The organism is Actinomadura graeca, from assembly GCF_019175365.1.
GTDB lineage: Bacteria > Actinomycetota > Actinomycetes > Streptosporangiales > Streptosporangiaceae > Spirillospora > Spirillospora graeca.
In genome coordinates, this window is the sequence record NZ_CP059572.1 from 832,642 (window position 1) to 851,487 (window position 18,846).

General features: G+C 69.6%; 12 protein-coding genes and 3 rRNA genes. 3 read left to right on the forward strand and 12 right to left on the reverse strand.

Features of this window, described 5'->3' with window-relative positions; translation table 11 throughout:
• Positions 1 to 45: 45 nt before the first annotated feature.
• Positions 46 to 240 (reverse strand): DUF5302 domain-containing protein, encoded by a 195-nt coding sequence (locus AGRA3207_RS04075; RefSeq protein WP_231333206.1) that lies wholly within the window; start codon positions 238 to 240, stop codon positions 46 to 48.
• A 145-nt stretch (positions 241 to 385) separates the two neighbouring features.
• Here AGRA3207_RS04075 and AGRA3207_RS04080 point away from each other — a divergent pair, with 145 nt between their 5' ends.
• Entirely contained in the window at positions 386 to 1,777 is a 1,392-nt protein-coding gene (locus tag AGRA3207_RS04080; protein WP_231333207.1) for a cytochrome P450 family protein, read from the forward strand.
• 18 nt (positions 1,778 to 1,795) lie between these two features.
• Here AGRA3207_RS04080 and AGRA3207_RS04085 read toward each other — a convergent pair whose 3' ends face one another.
• Both AGRA3207_RS04085 and AGRA3207_RS04090 read right to left on the reverse strand, forming a co-directional pair.
• The gene (locus tag AGRA3207_RS04085; RefSeq protein ID WP_231333208.1) at positions 1,796 to 3,247 is read right to left on the reverse strand and encodes a pyridoxal-dependent decarboxylase; all 1,452 of its coding nucleotides are present in this window, start codon (positions 3,245 to 3,247) and stop codon (positions 1,796 to 1,798) included.
• Positions 3,248 to 3,320: 73 nt separating this feature from the next.
• Positions 3,321 to 3,668 carry a DUF7668 domain-containing protein gene (locus AGRA3207_RS04090; RefSeq protein ID WP_231333209.1) on the reverse strand — a complete coding sequence of 116 codons (348 nt, stop codon included), beginning with the start codon at positions 3,666 to 3,668 and terminating at the stop codon, positions 3,321 to 3,323.
• Positions 3,669 to 3,758: 90 nt separating this feature from the next.
• Between AGRA3207_RS04090 and AGRA3207_RS04095 the strand changes: the two genes are divergently transcribed.
• Positions 3,759 to 4,166, forward strand: coding sequence for a DUF2795 domain-containing protein (locus tag AGRA3207_RS04095; RefSeq protein WP_231333210.1), 408 nt, complete (start codon positions 3,759 to 3,761; stop codon positions 4,164 to 4,166).
• A gap of 210 nt (positions 4,167 to 4,376) precedes the next feature.
• Here AGRA3207_RS04095 and AGRA3207_RS04100 read toward each other — a convergent pair whose 3' ends face one another.
• The 4 genes from AGRA3207_RS04100 to AGRA3207_RS04115 form a co-directional block, all read right to left on the reverse strand.
• Positions 4,377 to 5,930 (reverse strand): FAD-dependent monooxygenase, encoded by a 1,554-nt coding sequence (locus AGRA3207_RS04100; RefSeq protein WP_231333211.1) that lies wholly within the window; start codon positions 5,928 to 5,930, stop codon positions 4,377 to 4,379.
• A gap of 103 nt (positions 5,931 to 6,033) precedes the next feature.
• Positions 6,034 to 7,635, reverse strand: coding sequence for a long-chain-fatty-acid--CoA ligase (locus tag AGRA3207_RS04105; RefSeq protein ID WP_231333212.1), 1,602 nt, complete (start codon positions 7,633 to 7,635; stop codon positions 6,034 to 6,036).
• A gap of 120 nt (positions 7,636 to 7,755) precedes the next feature.
• Positions 7,756 to 8,502, reverse strand: a complete 747-nt coding sequence (locus tag AGRA3207_RS04110; protein WP_231333213.1) for a GntR family transcriptional regulator — start codon at positions 8,500 to 8,502, stop codon at positions 7,756 to 7,758.
• A 36-nt stretch (positions 8,503 to 8,538) separates the two neighbouring features.
• Entirely contained in the window at positions 8,539 to 9,417 is an 879-nt protein-coding gene (locus AGRA3207_RS04115; protein ID WP_231333214.1) for a hypothetical protein, read from the reverse strand.
• A gap of 156 nt (positions 9,418 to 9,573) precedes the next feature.
• On the opposite strand from AGRA3207_RS04115, the gene AGRA3207_RS04120 reads away from it, so the two are divergent.
• Positions 9,574 to 10,113 (forward strand): hypothetical protein, encoded by a 540-nt coding sequence (locus AGRA3207_RS04120; protein ID WP_231333215.1) that lies wholly within the window; start codon positions 9,574 to 9,576, stop codon positions 10,111 to 10,113.
• Between the two features lie 4 nt (positions 10,114 to 10,117).
• Here AGRA3207_RS04120 and murA read toward each other — a convergent pair whose 3' ends face one another.
• The 5 genes from murA to AGRA3207_RS04145 all read right to left on the reverse strand — a co-directional run bounded on the left by murA (position 10,118) and on the right by AGRA3207_RS04145 (position 18,597).
• Positions 10,118 to 11,419 carry a UDP-N-acetylglucosamine 1-carboxyvinyltransferase gene (murA, locus tag AGRA3207_RS04125; protein WP_231333216.1) on the reverse strand — a complete coding sequence of 434 codons (1,302 nt, stop codon included), beginning with the start codon at positions 11,417 to 11,419 and terminating at the stop codon, positions 10,118 to 10,120.
• 81 nt (positions 11,420 to 11,500) lie between these two features.
• On the reverse strand, positions 11,501 to 12,874 hold the full coding sequence (locus AGRA3207_RS04130) for a serine/threonine-protein kinase (protein WP_231333217.1): 1,374 nt from the start codon (positions 12,872 to 12,874) through the stop codon (positions 11,501 to 11,503).
• 308 nt (positions 12,875 to 13,182) lie between these two features.
• Positions 13,183 to 13,299, reverse strand: a 5S ribosomal RNA gene (rrf, locus tag AGRA3207_RS04135).
• Between the two features lie 202 nt (positions 13,300 to 13,501).
• A 23S ribosomal RNA gene (locus tag AGRA3207_RS04140) occupies positions 13,502 to 16,620 on the reverse strand.
• A 461-nt stretch (positions 16,621 to 17,081) separates the two neighbouring features.
• Positions 17,082 to 18,597, reverse strand: a 16S ribosomal RNA gene (locus tag AGRA3207_RS04145).
• Together the 16S, 23S and 5S rRNA genes form the textbook arrangement of a ribosomal RNA operon.
• Between the last annotated feature and the right edge of the window lie 249 nt (positions 18,598 to 18,846).

The window sequence follows — 18,846 nt, forward strand, 5'->3', positions numbered from 1 at the left end:
GCGCGGCCCCTTCCGGCCGCCATCCGTGTCGGGCAGGGCCCGCGCTCAGCCGCTCTTCCGGCGGAACTGGCGCTGGTGGTCGGCGCGGTCGTGGGTGCCGCGCACCTTGGAGCCGCTCCTGCCCGCCCCGCCCGCGTTCTTCTCGGCCGCCGCTCCGCGCTTGCGCTCCAGGGCCTCCCGGAACCTGCGCTTCACGTCGTCCTCGTTCTCGTCCTTCTCATCTCCTGACGAGTCGGCCATGCGGACCTCCAGCCGTTGTAGGGGCACCCACTAGCCTCACATACCCGGCCCGGGAGCGGACCAGGGACCCACCGGGAAGATCATTCCCCGTGATTTCGGTATGGACCGCTCGATTTCCGGACGCTCTCCCCTAGGGTGTGGGGTCGTGGACCCCCAGATCCCGCAGGCCGAGCCCGCCCCCGCACATCCGCCGCTGGAGGCGCTCGCCGTCCAGCCGCTCCTGAACCGGGACTACGAGTCCCGTCCCGCGCTCTTCTACGAACGGCTTCGCGCCGAGTACGGGCCGGTCGCGCCGGTGGACGTCCTGGGGGTCCCGGCGTGGCTCGTCCTCGGCTATCCGCAGACGCTCGACATCCTGCGCGACGCGCGGGGCGTGTGGAGCAGCCGCCTGGACGCCTGGCGGGCGCGCCGCGAGGGCCGTGTCCCGGCCGACTGGCCGCTGCTGCCCGTGTACGACCTCGACATGTCGGTCTTCCGCGACGGCGCCGACCTCACGCGGCTGCGCAGCGCGTGGAGCGAGGGCCTGCGGCCGTTCCAGGACCGCACCCGGCCGCAGGCCAAGCAGCTGGAGCTCGCCGTCCGCCGGTACGCCGACGAGCTGATCACCGTCCTGTCGGAGGGCGGCCGGACGGGCTGGGCCGACCTGTCGGCGCAGTACGCCCGGCCGCTGCCGCTGATGGTGATGTGGCGGCTGCTCGGCGCCGACACCGGGCGCGGCGATGAGCTGATCATGGACGTGTGGCGGGTGCTGGACGCGGGCCCGGAGGCCGCCGAGGCGTCGGGGAGGCTGCGGGCGGAGCTCGCGCAGGTCTGCACGGCGAAGGCCGGGACGCCCGGGGAGGACCTGCCGTCCTACATGCTGGCCGCCGTGCCGGACCTGACGGTGGACGAGCTGACCCGCGAGATGGTCATGCTGACCGGCCTGATCGGCGACTTCACCGGAACGCTGATCGCCAACACGATCGCCGAGGTGATCGTCGGCTCGGCCGGGGTCCGCGACAGCCTGTCCGCTGGGATGATCCAGGAGGCGGTGAACCGGGTGGCGATCTCCAGCCCGCCGATGGCCAACCTGACGTTCCGCTGGCCGAAGGTCGACGTGCGGATCGGCCGGTTCCAGGTCGCGGCCGGCGACCCGGTGATGCTGTCGCCCGCCGCCGCGCACCTCGACGCGGCGTTCGCGGACGGCGCCACCGCCGACTCGATCTACAGTTCCCGCGCGCACCTGGCGTGGGGGGCGGGCGCGCACGCCTGCCTCGGGCGCGACCTCGCGACCACCATCACCACGATCGCGGTGGAGCGGTTGTTCGACCGGTTCGCCGGGATACGTCCCGCGCTGCCCGCCGACCAGCTGCCGTGGCGGTCCTCGCCCATGATGCGGGGGCTGCGCGCCCTGCCGGTCACCTACGAGCTGGCGGACGACCCGGCCCCGGCCCCCGCCCGCCCCGAGCCGGACGCCCCGGAGCGGGACGCCGACGAGCCGGAGGCGCGGTCGCTGGTCCGGCGCCTCCTGCGCGTCATGCGCATCGGGCAGTCCTGACGCTGCGCCCCGGAGCCCTCACGGCCCGGCGGCGGCCTCCTCGCGGATGCGGTCCCAGGCGGCCTCGACGTGCGCGCCGACCGTGGCGGGCGCGCCGATCGCCATGCGGAGCAGCACCCGCCCGCCCACCCGGGTGTGGGTGAGGTAGAGGTCGCCGGAGGCGTTGAGTCGGTCCATCAGCCGCATGGTCGCGATGTCGCCCTCGGCGTCCGGCAGGCCGTCCCAGCGGGGGCGGAAGCAGACGAGCCCGAACGGGTGGTGCTCCAGCAGTTCGAAGCGGGGGTCGGCGGCGATCCGCGCCGCGAGGTCCTGGGCGAGCCGGACGCCCGTCCGGACGTGCTCGCGCAGCCCCTCCGCGCCGTACCAGCGGATCACCGACCACAGCTTCAGCGCGCGGAACCGGCGGCCGAGCGGGATCTGCCAGTCGCGGTAGTCGACGACCTCGCCGGACGCGGTGGCCTGGTTGCGCAGGTACTCGGGCAGGATCGACAGGGCGCCCACGAGCGGGGCGCGGTCCGCGATCCACATCGCGGTGCAGTCGAAGTTCGTCAGCAGCCACTTGTGCGGGTTGGTGGCATAGGAGTCGGCGAACTCGGCGAGGCCGTCGTTGATCCAGCGCAGTTCGGGGCAGACCGCCGCGACGCCCGCGTACGCGGCGTCCACGTGCAGCCAGACGCCGTGGCGGCGGCAGACCTCGCCGATCGCGGGCACGGGGTCAACGGCGGTGGTCGACGTCGTGCCGACGGTCGCGCAGACCATGACCGGCAGGGCGCCCGCGGCGGCGTCCCCGGCGAGCAGCGCGTCCAGGTGGGCGGGGTCCATGGCCAGGGTCAGGGGGTCGGCGTCCACGACGCGGACGTTCGCCGACCCGATCCCGGAGATCTTCGCGGCCTTCTCCAGGGAGGAGTGCGTCTGGGAGCTGATGTACAGGGTGTGGCGCCGGGTCACGCCGTCGCGCCCGGCCGTCCCGCCGTCCGCGCGGTGCAGGGCGGCGAGGATCGCGACCAGCGCGGCGCTGGACGCCGAGTCCTGGATGACGCCTCCGCCCGTCCCGTCGCTCCGGAACCGGGCGGGCAGGTCGAGCAGCTCGGCGAGCCAGTCGAGGACGCGGATCTCCAGCTCGGTGCAGGCGGGGCTCGTCGCCCACAGCATCCCCTGGACGCCGAGACCGGCCGAGAGCAGGTCCCCGAGGATCGCCGGGCCGGTGGCGTTGGACGGGAAGTAGGCGAAGAAGCCGGGGTGCTGCCAGTGCGTGATGCCGGGCATGACGACGCGGTCGAGGTCGGCCAGGACGGCCTCGAAGCCCTCGCCCCGCTCCGGCGGATGGGCGGGCAGGCCCGCCAGGACGTCGCCCGGCCGCGCCCGCGACAGCACGGGATAGGACTCGATGCGCTCCTGGTGGTCGGCGATCCAGTCGACGACCTGCCGACCGTACCGGCGGAACTCCTCCGGCGTCATGTGCCCTGCCACCGTGTCCTCCCCCCTGATCGGACCCTCGGATGATATGGCTCCGGACGAGGGGCCCGGTAGGCGCGGCGGCGGGTCAGGGCGCGCCGAGCGCGATCAGCTCCACGGTCCAGACCCCGTCCATGACCTCGGTGAGCGCGAGGCGGGCGGCCAGCGCGGACCGTCCCTCCTGCGCCGTCCAGAGCGGGAAGTCGACGGCGAAGACCCGCTCCCCGTCGGCCTCGGCGGCGGCGCTCTCCTCGACGGCGGCGAACGCCTCCTCGGGCGGGCTGATCAGGTCGCCGCCGTAGCGGTCGACCGCGTCGGCCATCGCCGAGGCGCTCAGCCTGCGCCCCTCGGTGAGCGTCTCCAGCTCCTCGAAGTGCCCCCGCACCAGCAGCGCGATGACGACGCGGACGGCGTTGACGCCCTCTTCCGGCAGCATGCGCCACACCGTACCGCGCCCGGCGTCCAAGATCGGCGTCTGTTTAGACACCCGTGCCCGGGAAGGTCCTACGCGGAAGGAGGGAGAACGATGCCAGACAAGAGCGACAAGCACGGCCCCAAGGTGGACGACGAGATCGCACGGGAGACCGAGGGCATGGTCCGCGGCGGCCACCCCACGCACGCCGAGGAGTTCAAGGAGACCGAGCCCTACTCCGACGACGCGCCCTGGGAGCCCGCCGCGTCCGGCGGCGACCCCCGCGAGGGCACGCCGCCCGGGATGACCGCACGCGACGTCGAGGGCCGCAGCGCGCTGGCGCGCACGCTCACCGGCGTCCGGTACCCCGCCCGTCCCGGGGACCTCGTGCACCACGCCGCCGACGGCGGTGCCTCCGACGACGCCATCGGCGCCCTGGAGACGCTCCCGGACCGCGAGTACGAGAACGTCGCGGACGTGGCCGAGGAACTGGGCTACGGCCGCGAGGAGCGCCGCTTCTAAGCCGTTCCCGACGAACTCGGTCTCCGGGCCTGGACTCTCCCCGGAGCGTCGCCGCGGGCCGGAAATCGACTCCGGCCTCCGGTCCCGTCAGCGGGACCGGGCGCCCAAGAGCAGGATCCGGCCCCCGGCGGGTGACGAGGACCCGCCGACGCGGCGAGAGGCGGTGCGTGGCCGGCCCCCGCGCCGTCCGCCATGTCAGCTCCCTCGTTGTCAGCCCCCTCGTTCCTCCCGGACCGTGCCGATGGCCCCTCCGGGCGTGCGCCGCTCGTGCGCGGGACTCCCGCACCAGCGGGTGAGCGCGCCGCGGATCGCCGCGGCCCGCCGGTCGGGCGCGGTCTCGTCGGTGGCCCACGCGATGTACCCGTCCGGGCGGACGAGGGCGGTGGTGCGCGTCGCGCGCCCCGCGAGCGCGCAGCGGACCCGGTCCTTCCACAGCCTCGCGGCATAGGTGACCGCTGGGTCGTTGACCGCCGTGACGAGCACGAACCGGCCGTCGCCGAGCAGCCGGGCGAGCCGTCCGGGGGTGCCGGCAAGGGGGATGTCGGGCGCGCGGCGCCCGGCGAGGGGATGCGCCCCGCGCGGGGCCGGGTAGGCGATGTCGAGCCCGGAGACGGCGCCCGCCACCCGCCGGGCGACCGGCGGGACGTGCGTGACCGCCCAGAGCGCCGCGCCGCGCGCCGTCCGCAGCAGGGCCGGCTCCACGAGCACGAGCCTCAGCAGCGTCCCGCTGCCGCGCAGGACGCGCCGCCCGACGGGGTGGCGCTCGTCGTGGTAGCTGTCGAGCAGCCACGGCGGCGCCCACCCGCGCAGCTCGGCGGCCAGCTTCCAGCCGAGGTTGGCGGCGTCCTGCAGCCCGGTGTTCATCCCCTGCCCGCCCACCGGGGAGTGGACGTGCGCGGCGTCACCGGCGAGGAACACCCGCCCGGTCCGGTACCTCGGGACCTGCCGCTCGTCGCTGTGGAACCGCGACGTCCATCGCGGATCGCGCATGCCGTGGTCGGTGCCGAGGGCGCGCCGCGTCGCCTCGCGCAGCCCGTCCATGTCGACGGGCTCGGAGTCGGCGACCTGGCGATGGCGGTCCCAGGCGATCACCCGGTACCAGCCGTCCCCGAACGGGGCGAGGAACGCGAACGCGTCGCCGGTGGCGCCGACGGTGAGGACCTCCCTCGGCGCGTCGTCGAGCCGCACGTCCGCCAGCATCACCGAGCGGACCACCGAGTGCCCGGGGAACGGCAGGCCGAGCGCCTTCCGCACGGTGCTGCGGACCCCGTCGGCGCCGACCACGTACGACGCGCGCCGGGTCGTGGTCCCGCCGCCGGAGCGGACGTCGAGGTCGACGCCCGACCGGTCCTGCCGCAGGGCGGTCACCTCGGCGCCGTGGACGATCTCCGCTCCCGCCGCCAGCGCCCGTTCCCTCAGCACCCGCTCGGTCTCGTACTGCGGCGTGATCAGCACGTACGGGAACCGGCCGGGGAGCCGGGACAGGTCGAGGGAGGCGCGGCCGAGCAGCCGCAGCCTTCCGGCCCACTCCCCGGTCGACGCCAGCTCGTCGGCGACGCCGCGCGCGTCGAGGATCTCCATCGTGCGCGCGTGCACGGCGAACGCGCGGGTCTCGTTGCCGGTCTCCTCGCGGCGGCGTTCCAGCACGGTGCAGCCGATCCCGGCCGCGGCGAGGTCACCGGCCAGCAGGAGCCCGGTGGGGCCCGCGCCCACGATCACCACGGTCCCGGCCGGCTCTCCGGCGGGCATGCCGGTGGACGACATACCGCTCCCTCCCACTCCTCGGCCGCCTCGGTCTCCGTCGTTCCGAACGTTCCCCCGCAAGGGGAGATATCACGCAAAGAAGGCAGTCTGCGCGGGTGCCGGATCAGCCCTGGATCCTGTTGCGGCGCCCGGCCCACTCCCGCTCGCGCAGCTGGAATTTCTGGATCTTCCCGGTGGAGGTCTTCGGCAGCCCGGCGACGAACTCCACCCGGTCGGGCGCCTTGTAGCGCGCCAGGCTCTCCCGGACGTGCCCGATGATCTCGGCCTCGGTCGCGGCGAACCCGTCGCGCAGGACCACGAACGCCTTCGGGCGCTCGCCCCAGCGGTCGTCGGGCACCGCGACGACGGCGGCCTCCAGCACCGCCGGGTGCGCGTCGATCGCCCGCTCGACCTCCACGGTCGAGATGTTCTCGCCGCCGGAGATGATGATGTCCTTGGAGCGGTCGCGCAGTTCCACGTAGCCGTCCGGATGGCGGACGCCGAGGTCGCCGGAGTGGAACCAGCCGCCCCGGAACGCGTTCGCGGTCGCCTCGTCGTCCCGGTGGTAGCCCTTCATGACGTTGTTGCCGCGCATGACGATCTCGCCGAGCGTCTCCCCGTCCGCGGGGACGTCGCGCATGGCGTCGTCGACGACGCGCAGCCCGTCCGTCTGGATCATGCCGACGCCCTGCCGGGCCAGCAGCCGCGCCCGCTCCGGCCCCGGCAGCCCTGACCAGCCGGGCTGCGGCTCGCACACCGAGTACGGCCCGTACGTCTCGGTCAGCCCGTACACGTGGACGATCCGCGCGCCGAGCCCCTCCATCTGCGCGATGATCGTCGGGCTGGGCGGGGCCGCCGCCGTGGTGACCACGAGCGGGCGGTCCAGCGGGTGCGCCCCGGGCGCGTTCGCGATGGCGGCCAGGACGGTCGGCGCGCCGTTGAGGTGCGTGACGCCCTCGGAGTCGATCAGCCGCCAGATCTCCGCGCCGGTGACCGCCCGCAGGCACACCTGCGTCCCTCCGATCGCGACGAGCCCCCATGGCGTGCACCAGCCGTTGCAGTGGAACATCGGCAGCGTCCACAGGTAGACGCTGTCGGGCGTGTGACGCGAGTGCAGTACCTCGCCGAGCCCGTTCAGATACGCGCCGCGGTGCGTGTAGACGACGCCCTTCGGCCGTCCCGTGGTCCCGGAGGTGTAGTTGATGGAGATGGGCGCGTCCTCGTCGTCCACCCCCCATGGGAGCGGGTCGTCGGAGCCGCGGCCGAGGAACTCGCCGTAGACCGTCCCGCCGACCAGCGGGTCGTGGCCGGCGCCCGCCGCGGGCACGGTGACGACCTCGGGCAGCGCGCCCGCCAGCGGGGCCACCACCGGGTGGAGGCCCGCGTCCACGATCAGCGCCTTGGCCTCGGAGTGGTCGAGGATGTAGCGGACCTCCTCCGGCGCGAGGCGCGTGTTGACCGCCACGAGGACGGCCCCGGCGAGCGGTACGGCGAAGTGGGCGATGAGCAGCTCCGGCACGTTCGGCGCGAGGCAGGCGACGCGGTCACCGGGCCGGATCCCCAGGGCGCGCAGCGCGTTCGCCGCCCGTGTCACCTCCGCGGCGAACGCGGCGTAGTCCACCCTGCGGTCACCGTGCACGTAGGCGGTCTTGCCGGGGAACACCTCGGCCGACCGCCCGAGGAACGCCAGCGGGGTGAGAGCGGTGTGACCCGGGCCGTTGTCCATGCGCGATCCTCCGTTGGCGTCGGCCGGGAACATGCCCGGACCCGGACGGGACCTGCGTCTCCCAGGCTCTCACGCGGGCCCTGAGACGGGACGCGCGGGACACGGCTGCCTGCGTGCGCGTCAGGCGGGCGCGGCCGCCGGCCCGCGCGGGGCGTCAAGGCCGAGGTGGATGCTGTACCGGTCGGCGCGGTAGGTGGCCAGCGCCACCTCCACGCAGAGCCCGCGGCTGAACGTCCGCTGCCTCAGGAGGAACACGGTCCCGCCGGACGGGATCTCCAGGAGCCGCGCGTCGTCCGCGTCCGCGGGACCCGCCTCGATCGTCTGCTCACCGGCGTCCATGACGATCCCGTACGCGTGCTCCAGCGTCTCGAACAGCGGGGTCCCGGGCGGCCGCCGGGCGAACAGGCCGGGCGCCGCCGACGCGAGGATGTGCGAGCGCTCCACCGCCATCGGCTCCCCGTCGGCCAGCCGGAGCCGCTCCAGGACGTGCACGGCGACGCCCGGCTCGGCGTCCAGGAGCCGGGCGAGCCGGGGATCGGCCTCGACCGTGCGGGTCGCGAGATCGACCGAGCCGGGGCGCAGGCCGCGCGCCCGCATGTCCTCGGTGAAGGAGACCAGCTCCTTCGGCATCTGCACCTTCGGGCGGGCCACGAACGTGCCCTTGCCGGGGATGCGGCGGAGCCGGTCCTCGGCGACGAGCTGGTCGACGGCCTGCCGGACCGTCATGCGCGACACCCCGTACATGCGGCACAGCTCCCGCTCGGACGGGACGGGGGCGTCGACCGGCAGCCCGTCCTGCTCGATCAGGTCGAGCAGGACGGCACGAAGCTGGAGGTACTTCGGCAACGGCCCGAAAGGATCGATCACCCCACATACATTACGGTCGCCCGGGACGGCGCAGGCTCAGCCGCGGCCGTTGCCGCGCAGGATCGCGACGGCCTTGACCGTCGCGTAGCCGCGCCATTCGAGGGCCGCCGCCGGCGAGTAGGTGGCGAAGTCGACCACCCAGCCGCCGTCGTCCTGCTGCTGCCGCTCCAGCCGGTCGAGTTCGGCGTCCACCACGTCCTGGGCGAACAGCGCGCGCACGGGCGTGCCGGGGAAGGGCGCGAAGTCGAGGGGGCGCATCAGCTCGTCCTCAAGCCCGCCCCCGACGTGCAGGAGCCCGTCGGCGGGGATGTGCCTGCCGAGCGCCTCGATCAGCCCGGCGGCCTCGGGTTCGGTGGCGTGGACGGCGTCCAGCAGCCACAGCGCGAACGCCAGCTCCAGCGCGTGCGGCTCGCGCACCGCCCGGGCGGCGTCGAGGCAGTACCGTACGGACCGCGCGAGCCACGGATGCGCCGCCACCGCCGGGTCGTGGTCGGCGACGCGCCGCGCCGTCGCCGTGACGACCGCCGTGATCTGCAGCGACGACGTCTTCGGGTCGGCGTTCACCCAGAAGGGCGCGCTGCCCGCCGGGTCGGGAACATGCAGCCCGAACGGGAGGCCGCCGTCCGGGAGGCTCACCGACTCCAGCCAGTCGCAGAGCACGGCCGCCTCGGGCGCCGTGCCGGGGGCGAGATCGGCGAACGCCTCGAAGGCGTGCAGGGCGGGTCCCGGCTGGCTCGTCCGGGACCGCAGATCGGGTTCCAGGCCCCATCCGTATCCGCCGTCGGGGTTGCGGTAGGCGTTGACGGCGGACCGCAGCGCCTCCGCGTCGCCCTCCCCCGTCAGCGCCTGGAAACGGCGGTGGTCGAGCTTGCGCGCGTGCGTGGCCATGAAGTCCGCTGCTTTGCTGAGATCCATGTCTCCAGCCTGTCCGCCGCGCACGTGACCGTCTTGTAGGTTTCGGTCATCACCGGGTCAGGAACGGCGCACCAAGGCGGCCCGCCTTGCCCCGGGCGCCCGCCACCGCCCGATAAATGGCGTGCGGGCGGCCGGACGCCGTCCTAGTCTCGCGTCATGGACGTGACCTTCGAGCGGACGGGTGAACGCCGCTACGCGACCGTCGTCACGCTGCCCGGACACGCACCGAGGCGCATGGACCCCGCGCCCGGATACGACGACCACATCCCGCACGACCTCGTCCACTACCTGACCGAGGCCGAGCTGGGGCTGACGTCCGGCGTGTTCGGCCGGGCGCTGGCGGGCGGCGGAGACTTCAGGGAGACGGCGGAGACACCGGGCGATCCGCGCCGCCGGGCCCGCGCGCAGCGCAGGCTGAGGAGGCGCGAGGCGTCGCTGCGCAGGTCCGATCCGGGCGACATGGCGACGTCCGAGCACCTCGCGGGCCTCTGCGATCTCGCCTGGAGGCGGCGGGCCGGTGCGCGGACGCCCGCCTGGGCCGAGCGCAGGCCGGTCCCGCCCGGGGACACGCCCGAGGTCGGCCGGATCCTGGACCGTCTTGACGAGACCGCGCCGCTCTGGCACGGCCTCCCCATCGGCGGCTCGCTGACCTTCACGTGGCCGGGCACGACGCCGAGGGCCCGGCCGTCGTCCTGACGCGTCAGCCGGCGCGCAGCGCGAGACCCAGCGCGCGGAACTGCTCCACCGGATGGTGGTAGCCGCGTTCGATGTGGTGCACGCCCCGCAGCGTCGACGGCCCCTCGGCGACCGCCGCGGCGAGCACCGCCGAGAACCCCGCCCGGATGTCGGGCATCGTCACGTCCCCGCCGCGCAGCTTGCTCACGCCCCGCACCACGGCCGAGTGCAGCGCCGGGGTGTCGTGGTAGCGGCAGGCCGGGCCGCCGAGGCAGGTGTCGTACACCTCGATCTCCGCGCCCATGCTCTGCAATGCGGGCACGTACGCGAGCCGGTTCTCGTAGACCGTCTCGTGCAGCACGGACATGCCGTCCGCCTGGGTGAACAGCACCATCAGCGGCGTCTGCCAGTCCGTCGCGAACCCCGGATGGGTGTCGGTCTGCACGGCGGCGGGGCTCAGCCCGCCCGGCGCCGACGCCATGATCCAGTCGTCGGTGATCTCGAAGCGGGCGCCCATCCCGGTCAGCGTGGTGATCGCGGTGACGAGCCGGTCCTGCGGGCAGCCGTGCACCCGCACCTCACCGCCCGTGACCAGCCCGGCGACCAGGTAGGAGAACGCCTCGATGCGGTCGCCCGCCAGCCGTGTCTGCGCGCCGCCCAGCCGTTCGACGCCCTCGACCACGATCCGCCGGTCCGGCGCGAAGGAGATCCGCGCGCCCATCCGCTGCAGGAACAGCGCCAGCTCGATGATCTCCGGCTCCGTCGCCGCGTTCCGGATGACCGTCTTGCCCTCCGCCCGCACCGCCGCCAGCAGCACGGTCTCGGTGGCGCCGACACTCGGGTACGGCAGGTCGACGCGCGTCCCGACGAGCCGCGACGCCCGCGCGTGGATGCCGTCCGCGGCGATCGTCACCTCGGCGCCGAACGCCCGCAGCGCCTCCACGTGGAAGTCGACCGGCCGGCGTCCGATCGGGTCGCCGCCGACCAGCGGGACGAACGCCTCCCCCGCCAGGTGCAGCAGCGGGCCGAGCATCAGGATCGGGATGCGGTTCAGCCCGGTGAAGGCCTTGCCGACACTGGGGTCGGACACCGGCCCCGGCACGACCGCGACCTCGCCCCCGGAGCGCTCGACGGTCATCCCGACGTGCTCCAGCATGCCCGCGGTGATCCCGACCTCGCCGACGTCCGGCGCGTTGCGGATGGTGCTCGGCTCAGCGCCGAGCATGGCCGCGACCATGTGCTTGCTGACCGCGTTCTTGGCCCCCCGCACGGTGACATCGCCGCGCAACGGTCCCGACGGCTCGATCTCCCACCATTTGTCGGTCATCCGGAAAGCCTACGGCCGCCCCGCAGATGGGCCAACCGAATCCACAGAAAGGCCATGTCCGGTCTCCCGGACGGTCATGCTCTACCGGACCGTGAGCGCCGGTAGCCGGCCCTTGCTCACGCTGCGCGCGCCGCCCTCGGCGACCCGTCCGACTCGCGGAGGGCTCCAAGGCGACAGCAGGTATGCGCCGGGTCTCACCGCGGCCTTGAACGTGTAGGTCGAACGGATGACGGTCGTCCGCACGCACCCCTTCACGGAGACCTTGGGTTTCGGCCTCAGCACGGACGCCTTCACCGGCGTCCCGCTCCGCCCGGCGGGCAGGGGCCCGGCCGACCGGGGGTAGAGCCACAGGCCGCCCTGCCCGTCCCCGACGTTCCATTTCACGCCGGGCGGGCAGCCGTTGCTGACCCGCCGCTCCACCACCTTCAGGGTGACGGCGCCCCCCACGGGCACGACGGCGGGCGCCACGCTCAGCGCCACGTCCATCCGGGACCGTCCGGTCGCGGCACCGGCCACGCCCACCGCGTACGCCAGCCTCCCCCGCGAGATCCCCGCGGCTTGAACCGGCGCCGGTGAGACCGGCGGCGCGGCCTTGCGGGTGACGGCCGGAGCAGGAGGCGCGGGATCGTCGTCATCGATCTTGTCGACGGCCTTCGCGATGCCGTAGGCCCCGCCGCCGCAGACCAGACCGACCGCGATGACGGCGGCCATGGGCTTCACCAGCCCGGGGCGGGCCTCGTCCTCTGTGGCGGCCGACGGCGCGGGCTCAGCGCTGGGCCGAACCCACCGGTTCTGCGCGACCGCATCCACCAGCGCCGCGAACGCCGCCGCCGACTTGGGCCGGGCGAGCGGATTGCGCGCCATCCCCCGTGCGACGAGCCCTCGCATCCTCTCCGGCAGCTGGTCCAGCCGGAGCCGTCCCGGCGGCTGCCCCGTGAGGCACAGGGAGAAAATCGCCGCGGCCGCGTACAGGTCGCCCGCGGGAGTGATCTCGTCGCCCCGCTCCGGCGCCTGGTAACCGGGCGTTCCGGGCATGTCGATCCCGAATCCGGTGACCTTGCAGGATCCGCCGACCACCAGGACGCTGGCGGGGGTCAGGTTCCGGTGCACGACGCCCAGTTCGTGCGCGGCCGCGAGCCCGAGCAGGCACCCCTTCAGCACCCGTAGCGCCGCCTCCGGTGCCATGGGCCCCGACTCGCCGATCATCCGCTCGAGCGAGACCGCGTCGACCAGCTCCATGACCAGCGCCCGTCTGCGCTCCACGTACTCGTGGACGCGCACCACATGCGGATCGCGCAAAGTCGTCAGGAGCCGCGCCTCGTCCTGGACGACCGGTGCCCGGTCCAGGATGACGACCCGCTCCCCGAACCCGTCCCTCGACGCCTGGACGACGCGTCCCGCCGGTCCATCGCTCAGGACCCGCACCACGGAATAGCCCGGAACGTCCCAAGTCATGGCCTGTACCCTGCCGCCCGCCGGGCTCGCTCGCAACCACGCAAAGGTCACAATGACCACCGGCCGTCTCCGGCGCCTCGGCCATGCCCGCGGCCCGGACACCGGCCGACCGCGGGGGTGGCCGCGCCGGTGCGGTGTTTCGTGTGGGTGGCACCGGCGCGACCATGGTTTCCAACCCTGCCAAGCGGGCCGATCTTCTCACATGGAACGTTGCAGCGACGTAGCTTCCGCCGCTCCCCGCAGCCGGCCACCATCCTCGGAAATGAGAAAGGGCCCCGCCGTACGGCGGGGCCCTTCCTGCAATAAATGTCCGGCGGTGTCCTACTCTCCCACACAGTCTCCCGTGCAGTACCATCGGCGCTGAGAGGCTTAACTTCCGGGTTCGGGATGGGACCGGGTGTTTCCCCCTCGCCATAACCACCGAACGCCCAACGCACCACCCCACACACAGGGGCGGGCAAACTTCAGGGGCGTCCGAGCCAGGCTCGAACAAACCATTCACTTATCAACACGCGCACAACAAGCACGCGGGGTTCCCGTTTGTTTCCCGGGAACCACACAGGGACGCGAACACGCAGACCCACCACACACGAACGTGCAGTGTGCGATTTGGATTGAACGTCAAGTGTGTTCAAGCCACTCGGCCTATTAGTACCGGTCGACTCCACACGTTACCGCGCTTCCATCTCCGGCCTATCAACCCGGTCGTCTACCGGGAGCCTTACCCCACCCGAAAGCGGGAGGGAGAACTCATCTCGAGGAAGGCTTCCCGCTTAGATGCTTTCAGCGGTTATCCCTGCCGAACGTAGCCAACCAGCCGTGCCCCTGGCGGGACAACTGGCACACCAGAGGTTCGTCCGTCCCGGTCCTCTCGTACTAGGGACAGACCCTCTCAATTCTCCTGCGCGCGCAGCGGATAGGGACCGAACTGTCTCGCGACGTTCTAAACCCAGCTCGCGTGCCGCTTTAATGGGCGAACAGCCCAACCCTTGGGACCTACTCCAGCCCCAGGATGCGACGAGCCGACATCGAGGTGCCAAACCATCCCGTCGATATGGACTCTTGGGGAAGATCAGCCTGTTATCCCCGGGGTACCTTTTAGCCGTTGAGCGACACCACTTCCACACGTCGGTGCCGGATCACTAGGCCCTGCTTTCGCACCTGCTCGACACGTCCGTCTCACAGTCAAGCTCCCTTGTGCCCTTGCACTCGCCACCTGATTGCCAACCAGGCTGAGGGAACCTTTGGGCGCCTCCGTTACACTTTAGGAGGCAACCGCCCCAGTTAAACTACCCACCAGGCACTGTCCCCCACCCGGATCCACGGGTGCGGGTTAGACGCTCAAAACGACCAGAGTGGTATTTCACCAGCGACTCCACCCAAACTGGCGTCTGGGCTTCACAGTCTCCCACCTATCCTACACAAGACGCTTCAGGCGCCAATGCCAAGCTATAGTGAAGGTCCCGGGGTCTTTCCGTCCTGCTGCGCGAAACGAGCATCTTTACTCGTACTGCAATTTCGCCGGGCCTGTGGTTGAGACAGCGGGGAAGTCGTTACGCCATTCGTGCAGGTCGGAACTTACCCGACAAGGAATTTCGCTACCTTAGGATGGTTATAGTTACCACCGCCGTTTACCGGCGCTTAGATTCTCAGCCTCGACCCCAAGGGGTCTCACCGGTCCTCTTAACGTTCCGGCACCGGGCAGGCGTCAGTCCGTATACAGCGTCTTACGACTTCGCACGGACCTGTGTTTTTAGTAAACAGTCGCTTCCCCCTGGCCTCTGCGACCCCGCCCAGCTCAGGAAGTAAATCCCCTCACCAGGCCAGGTCCCCCTTCTCCCAAAGTTACGGGGGCAATTTGCCGAGTTCCTTAACCACAGTTCACCCGATCGCCTTGGTATTCTCTACCTGACCACCTGAGTCGGTTTAGGGTACGGGCCGCCGGTACACTCGCTAGAGGCTTTTCTCGGCAGCATGGGATCACTCACTTCACCTAAAACGGCTCGGCATCACATCTCACCCTCAATGCGCCACGGATTTACCTATGGCACGGGCTACATGCTTACCCCAGGACAACCATCGCCTGGGCTGAGCTACCCTCCTGCGTCACCCCATCACTCACCTACTACCCCCTCGGGCCCCACGCTCCCCACCACCGCAGCCCGAAGGCCCCGGCAACGGTTCGGGTGGTTAGCATCAGAGGGTTCGGCGTTGGCGCATACCAGCGGGTACGGGAATATCAACCCGTTGTCCATCGACTACGCCTGTCGGCCTCGCCTTAGGTCCCGACTTACCCTGGGCGGATTAGCCTGCCCCAGGAACCCTTGGTCATCCGGCGCACACGTTTCCCACGTGTGATTCGCTACTCATGCCTGCATTCTCACTCCCGCAGCCTCCACCACTCGGTCACCCGGCGGCTTCACCGGCTGCAGGACGCTCCCCTACCCACCACACCCCCAAAAGGGTGCAGTGCCACGGCTTCGGCGGTGTGCTTGAGCCCCGCTACATTGTCGGCGCGGAATCACTTGACCAGTGAGCTATTACGCACTCTTTCAAGGATGGCTGCTTCTAAGCCAACCTCCTGGTTGTCACGGCAACTCCACATCCTTTCCCACTTAGCACACGCTTAGGGGCCTTAACCGATGATCTGGGCTGTTTCCCTCTCGACTACGAAGCTTATCCCCCGCAGTCTCACTGCCACGCTCTCACTTACCGGCATTCGGAGTTTGGCTGACGTCAGTAACCTTGTAGGGCCCCTCAGCCATCCAGTAGCTCTACCTCCGGCAAGAAACACGCAACGCTGCACCTAAATGCATTTCGGGGAGAACCAGCTATCACGGAGTTTGATTGGCCTTTCACCCCTAACCACAGGTCATCCCCCAGGTTTTCAACCCTGGTGGGTTCGGGCCTCCACACCGTCTTACCGGCGCTTCACCCTGCCCATGGCTAGATCACCCCGCTTCGGGTCTACAGCATGCGACTAAAACGCCCTCTTCAGACTCGCTTTCGCTACGGCTACCCGCCACCGGTTAACCTCGCCACACACCATAACTCGCAGGCTCATTCTTCAAAAGGCACGCCATCACGAACAACACCCCCCAAAAGAAGGACGTTGAGGACGCTCTGACGGCTTGTAGGCACACGGTTTCAGGTACTATTTCACGACCCCTCACCGGGGCACTTTTCACCTTTCCCTCACGGTACTGGTCCGCTATCGGTCATCAGGAAGTATTCAGCCTTACCACGTGGTCGTGGCAGATTCACACGGGATTTCACGGGCCCCGTGCTACTCGGGAACACACCCAAGAGACATCATGATTTCGCCTACCGGACTCTCACCGTCTATGGCCGGCCTTCCCATGCCGTTCGACTATCACGATGTTTTGTAACTCTTTGCCAGCGCGGCAGCACTGACCGGATGGTCCCACAACCCCGCACACGCAACACCTGCCGGTTATCACACGCGCACGGTTTAGGCTCCTCCGCTTTCGCTCACCACTACTCACGGAATCACAATTGTTTTCTCTTCCTGCGGGTACTGAGATGTTTCACTTCCCCGCGTTCCCACCAGCCGCCCTATACATTCAGGCGGCGGCGACACCCCATGACGGGTGCCAGGTTTCCCCATTCGGAAATCCCCGGATCACAGTCTGGTTGCCGACTCCCCGAGGCATATCGCAGGCTCCCACGTCCTTCATCGGCTCCTGATGCCAAGGCATCCACCGTATGCCCTAAAAAACTTGAACACACAAAACGATCAAAACAAATCGCAGATAAACAACAAAAAACCCCGGAAACCCCCAGCACAAACCAGGGGAACATCCGAAGATCTCTCGTCATCTACCAGAGATGCTCGCGTCCACTGTGCAGTTCTCAAAAAACAACCGGGCCCACCACGCCACACCCATCGGAAAGACGGAGTAAACGTGGTCCCGCGATCCAGAGGCACCCAGGCGCCAAACGCCCGTTCCCTCAGGACCCAACAGCGTGCCCAGCCCCCAAGACGCCCAGCTCCGGTGCTCCCACTCCCCGTGAAGGATCACTCCCTCACACGGCGGTACTGACCGGGCCGCACGGCCCGCAGACTGAATAACCAGTGCTCCACATCTATGAGCAGCCACCTGACGGACATGCGCCGTCAACGGCGGCCACCGATCCAGGAACACCCCGTCACCGGGGCCGGGCCTGAACCGATTGTGCTCCTTAGAAAGGAGGTGATCCAGCCGCACCTTCCGGTACGGCTACCTTGTTACGACTTCGTCCCAATCGCCGGCCCCACCTTCGACCGCTCCCCCCACAAGGGTTGGGCCACGGGCTTCGGGTGTTGCCGACTTTCGTGACGTGACGGGCGGTGTGTACAAGGCCCGGGAACGTATTCACCGCAGCGTTGCTGATCTGCGATTACTAGCGACTCCGACTTCACGAAGTCGAGTTGCAGACTTCGATCCGAACTGAGACCGGCTTTAAGGGATTCGCTCCACCTCACGGTATCGCAGCCCTCTGTACCGGCCATTGTAGCATGTTTGCAGCCCAAGACATAAGGGGCATGATGACTTGACGTCATCCCCACCTTCCTCCGAGTTGACCCCGGCGGTCTCCCATGAGTCCCCACCCGAAGTGCTGGCAACATGGAACGAGGGTTGCGCTCGTTGCGGGACTTAACCCAACATCTCACGACACGAGCTGACGACAGCCATGCACCACCTGTCACCGGCCCCAAAAGGACCCAGCATCTCTGCTGGTTTTCCGGCGATGTCAAGCCTTGGTAAGGTTCTTCGCGTTGCGTCGAATTAAGCAACATGCTCCGCCGCTTGTGCGGGCCCCCGTCAATTCCTTTGAGTTTTAGCCTTGCGGCCGTACTCCCCAGGCGGGGCGCTTAATGCGTTAGCTACGGCGCGGAATCCGTGGAAGAACCCCACACCTAGCGCCCAACGTTTACGGCGTGGACTACCAGGGTATCTAATCCTGTTCGCTCCCCACGCTTTCGCTCCTCAGCGTCAGTACAGGCCCAGAGAACCGCCTTCGCCACCGGTGTTCCTCCCGATATCTGCGCATTTCACCGCTACACCGGGAATTCCATTCTCCCCTACCTGCCTCTAGTCTGCCCGTATCCACCGCAGACCCACGGTTAAGCCGTGGGCTTTCACGACAGACGCGACAAACCGCCTACGAGCTCTTTACGCCCAATAATTCCGGACAACGCTTGCGCCCTACGTATTACCGCGGCTGCTGGCACGTAGTTAGCCGGCGCTTCTTCTGCAGGTACCGTCACGTTAGCTTCGTCCCTGCTGAAAGAGGTTTACAACCCGAAGGCCGTCATCCCTCACGCGGCGTCGCTGCGTCAGGCTTCCGCCCATTGCGCAATATTCCCCACTGCTGCCTCCCGTAGGAGTCTGGGCCGTGTCTCAGTCCCAGTGTGACCGGTCGCCCTCTCAGGCCGGTTACCCGTCGTCGCCTTGGTAGGCCATCACCCCACCAACAAGCTGATAGGCCGCGAGCCCATCCCCAACCGAAAAACTTTCCACCACACCACATGCGCAGCATGGTCATATCCGGTATTAGACCCGGTTTCCCAGGCTTATCCCAAAGTCAGGGGCAGGTTGCTCACGTGTTACTCACCCGTTCGCCGCTCGAGTACCCCCGAAGGGGCCTTTCCGCTCGACTTGCATGTGTTAAGCACGCCGCCAGCGTTCGTCCTGAGCCAGGATCAAACTCTCCATCAAGGCCACACGACCACCCGAGGGGCGAACCCCAGGCAGCCAAACCTCCGAAGAAAATCCCAGCAAACAACCCTCCACGGATGGAGGATCGCATTGCCTCAAAGAAATCCCCGGCCCCGATCCACCAACGAATCAAGACCACGGGGCGACCCGGCCTGCCGACCGAGCCGATAAAGGCACTGGCTTTTAACACGCTGTTGAGTTCTCAAGAAACGGACACCCACCGCGCTTGACCCGCTTTCGCGAGCCTCG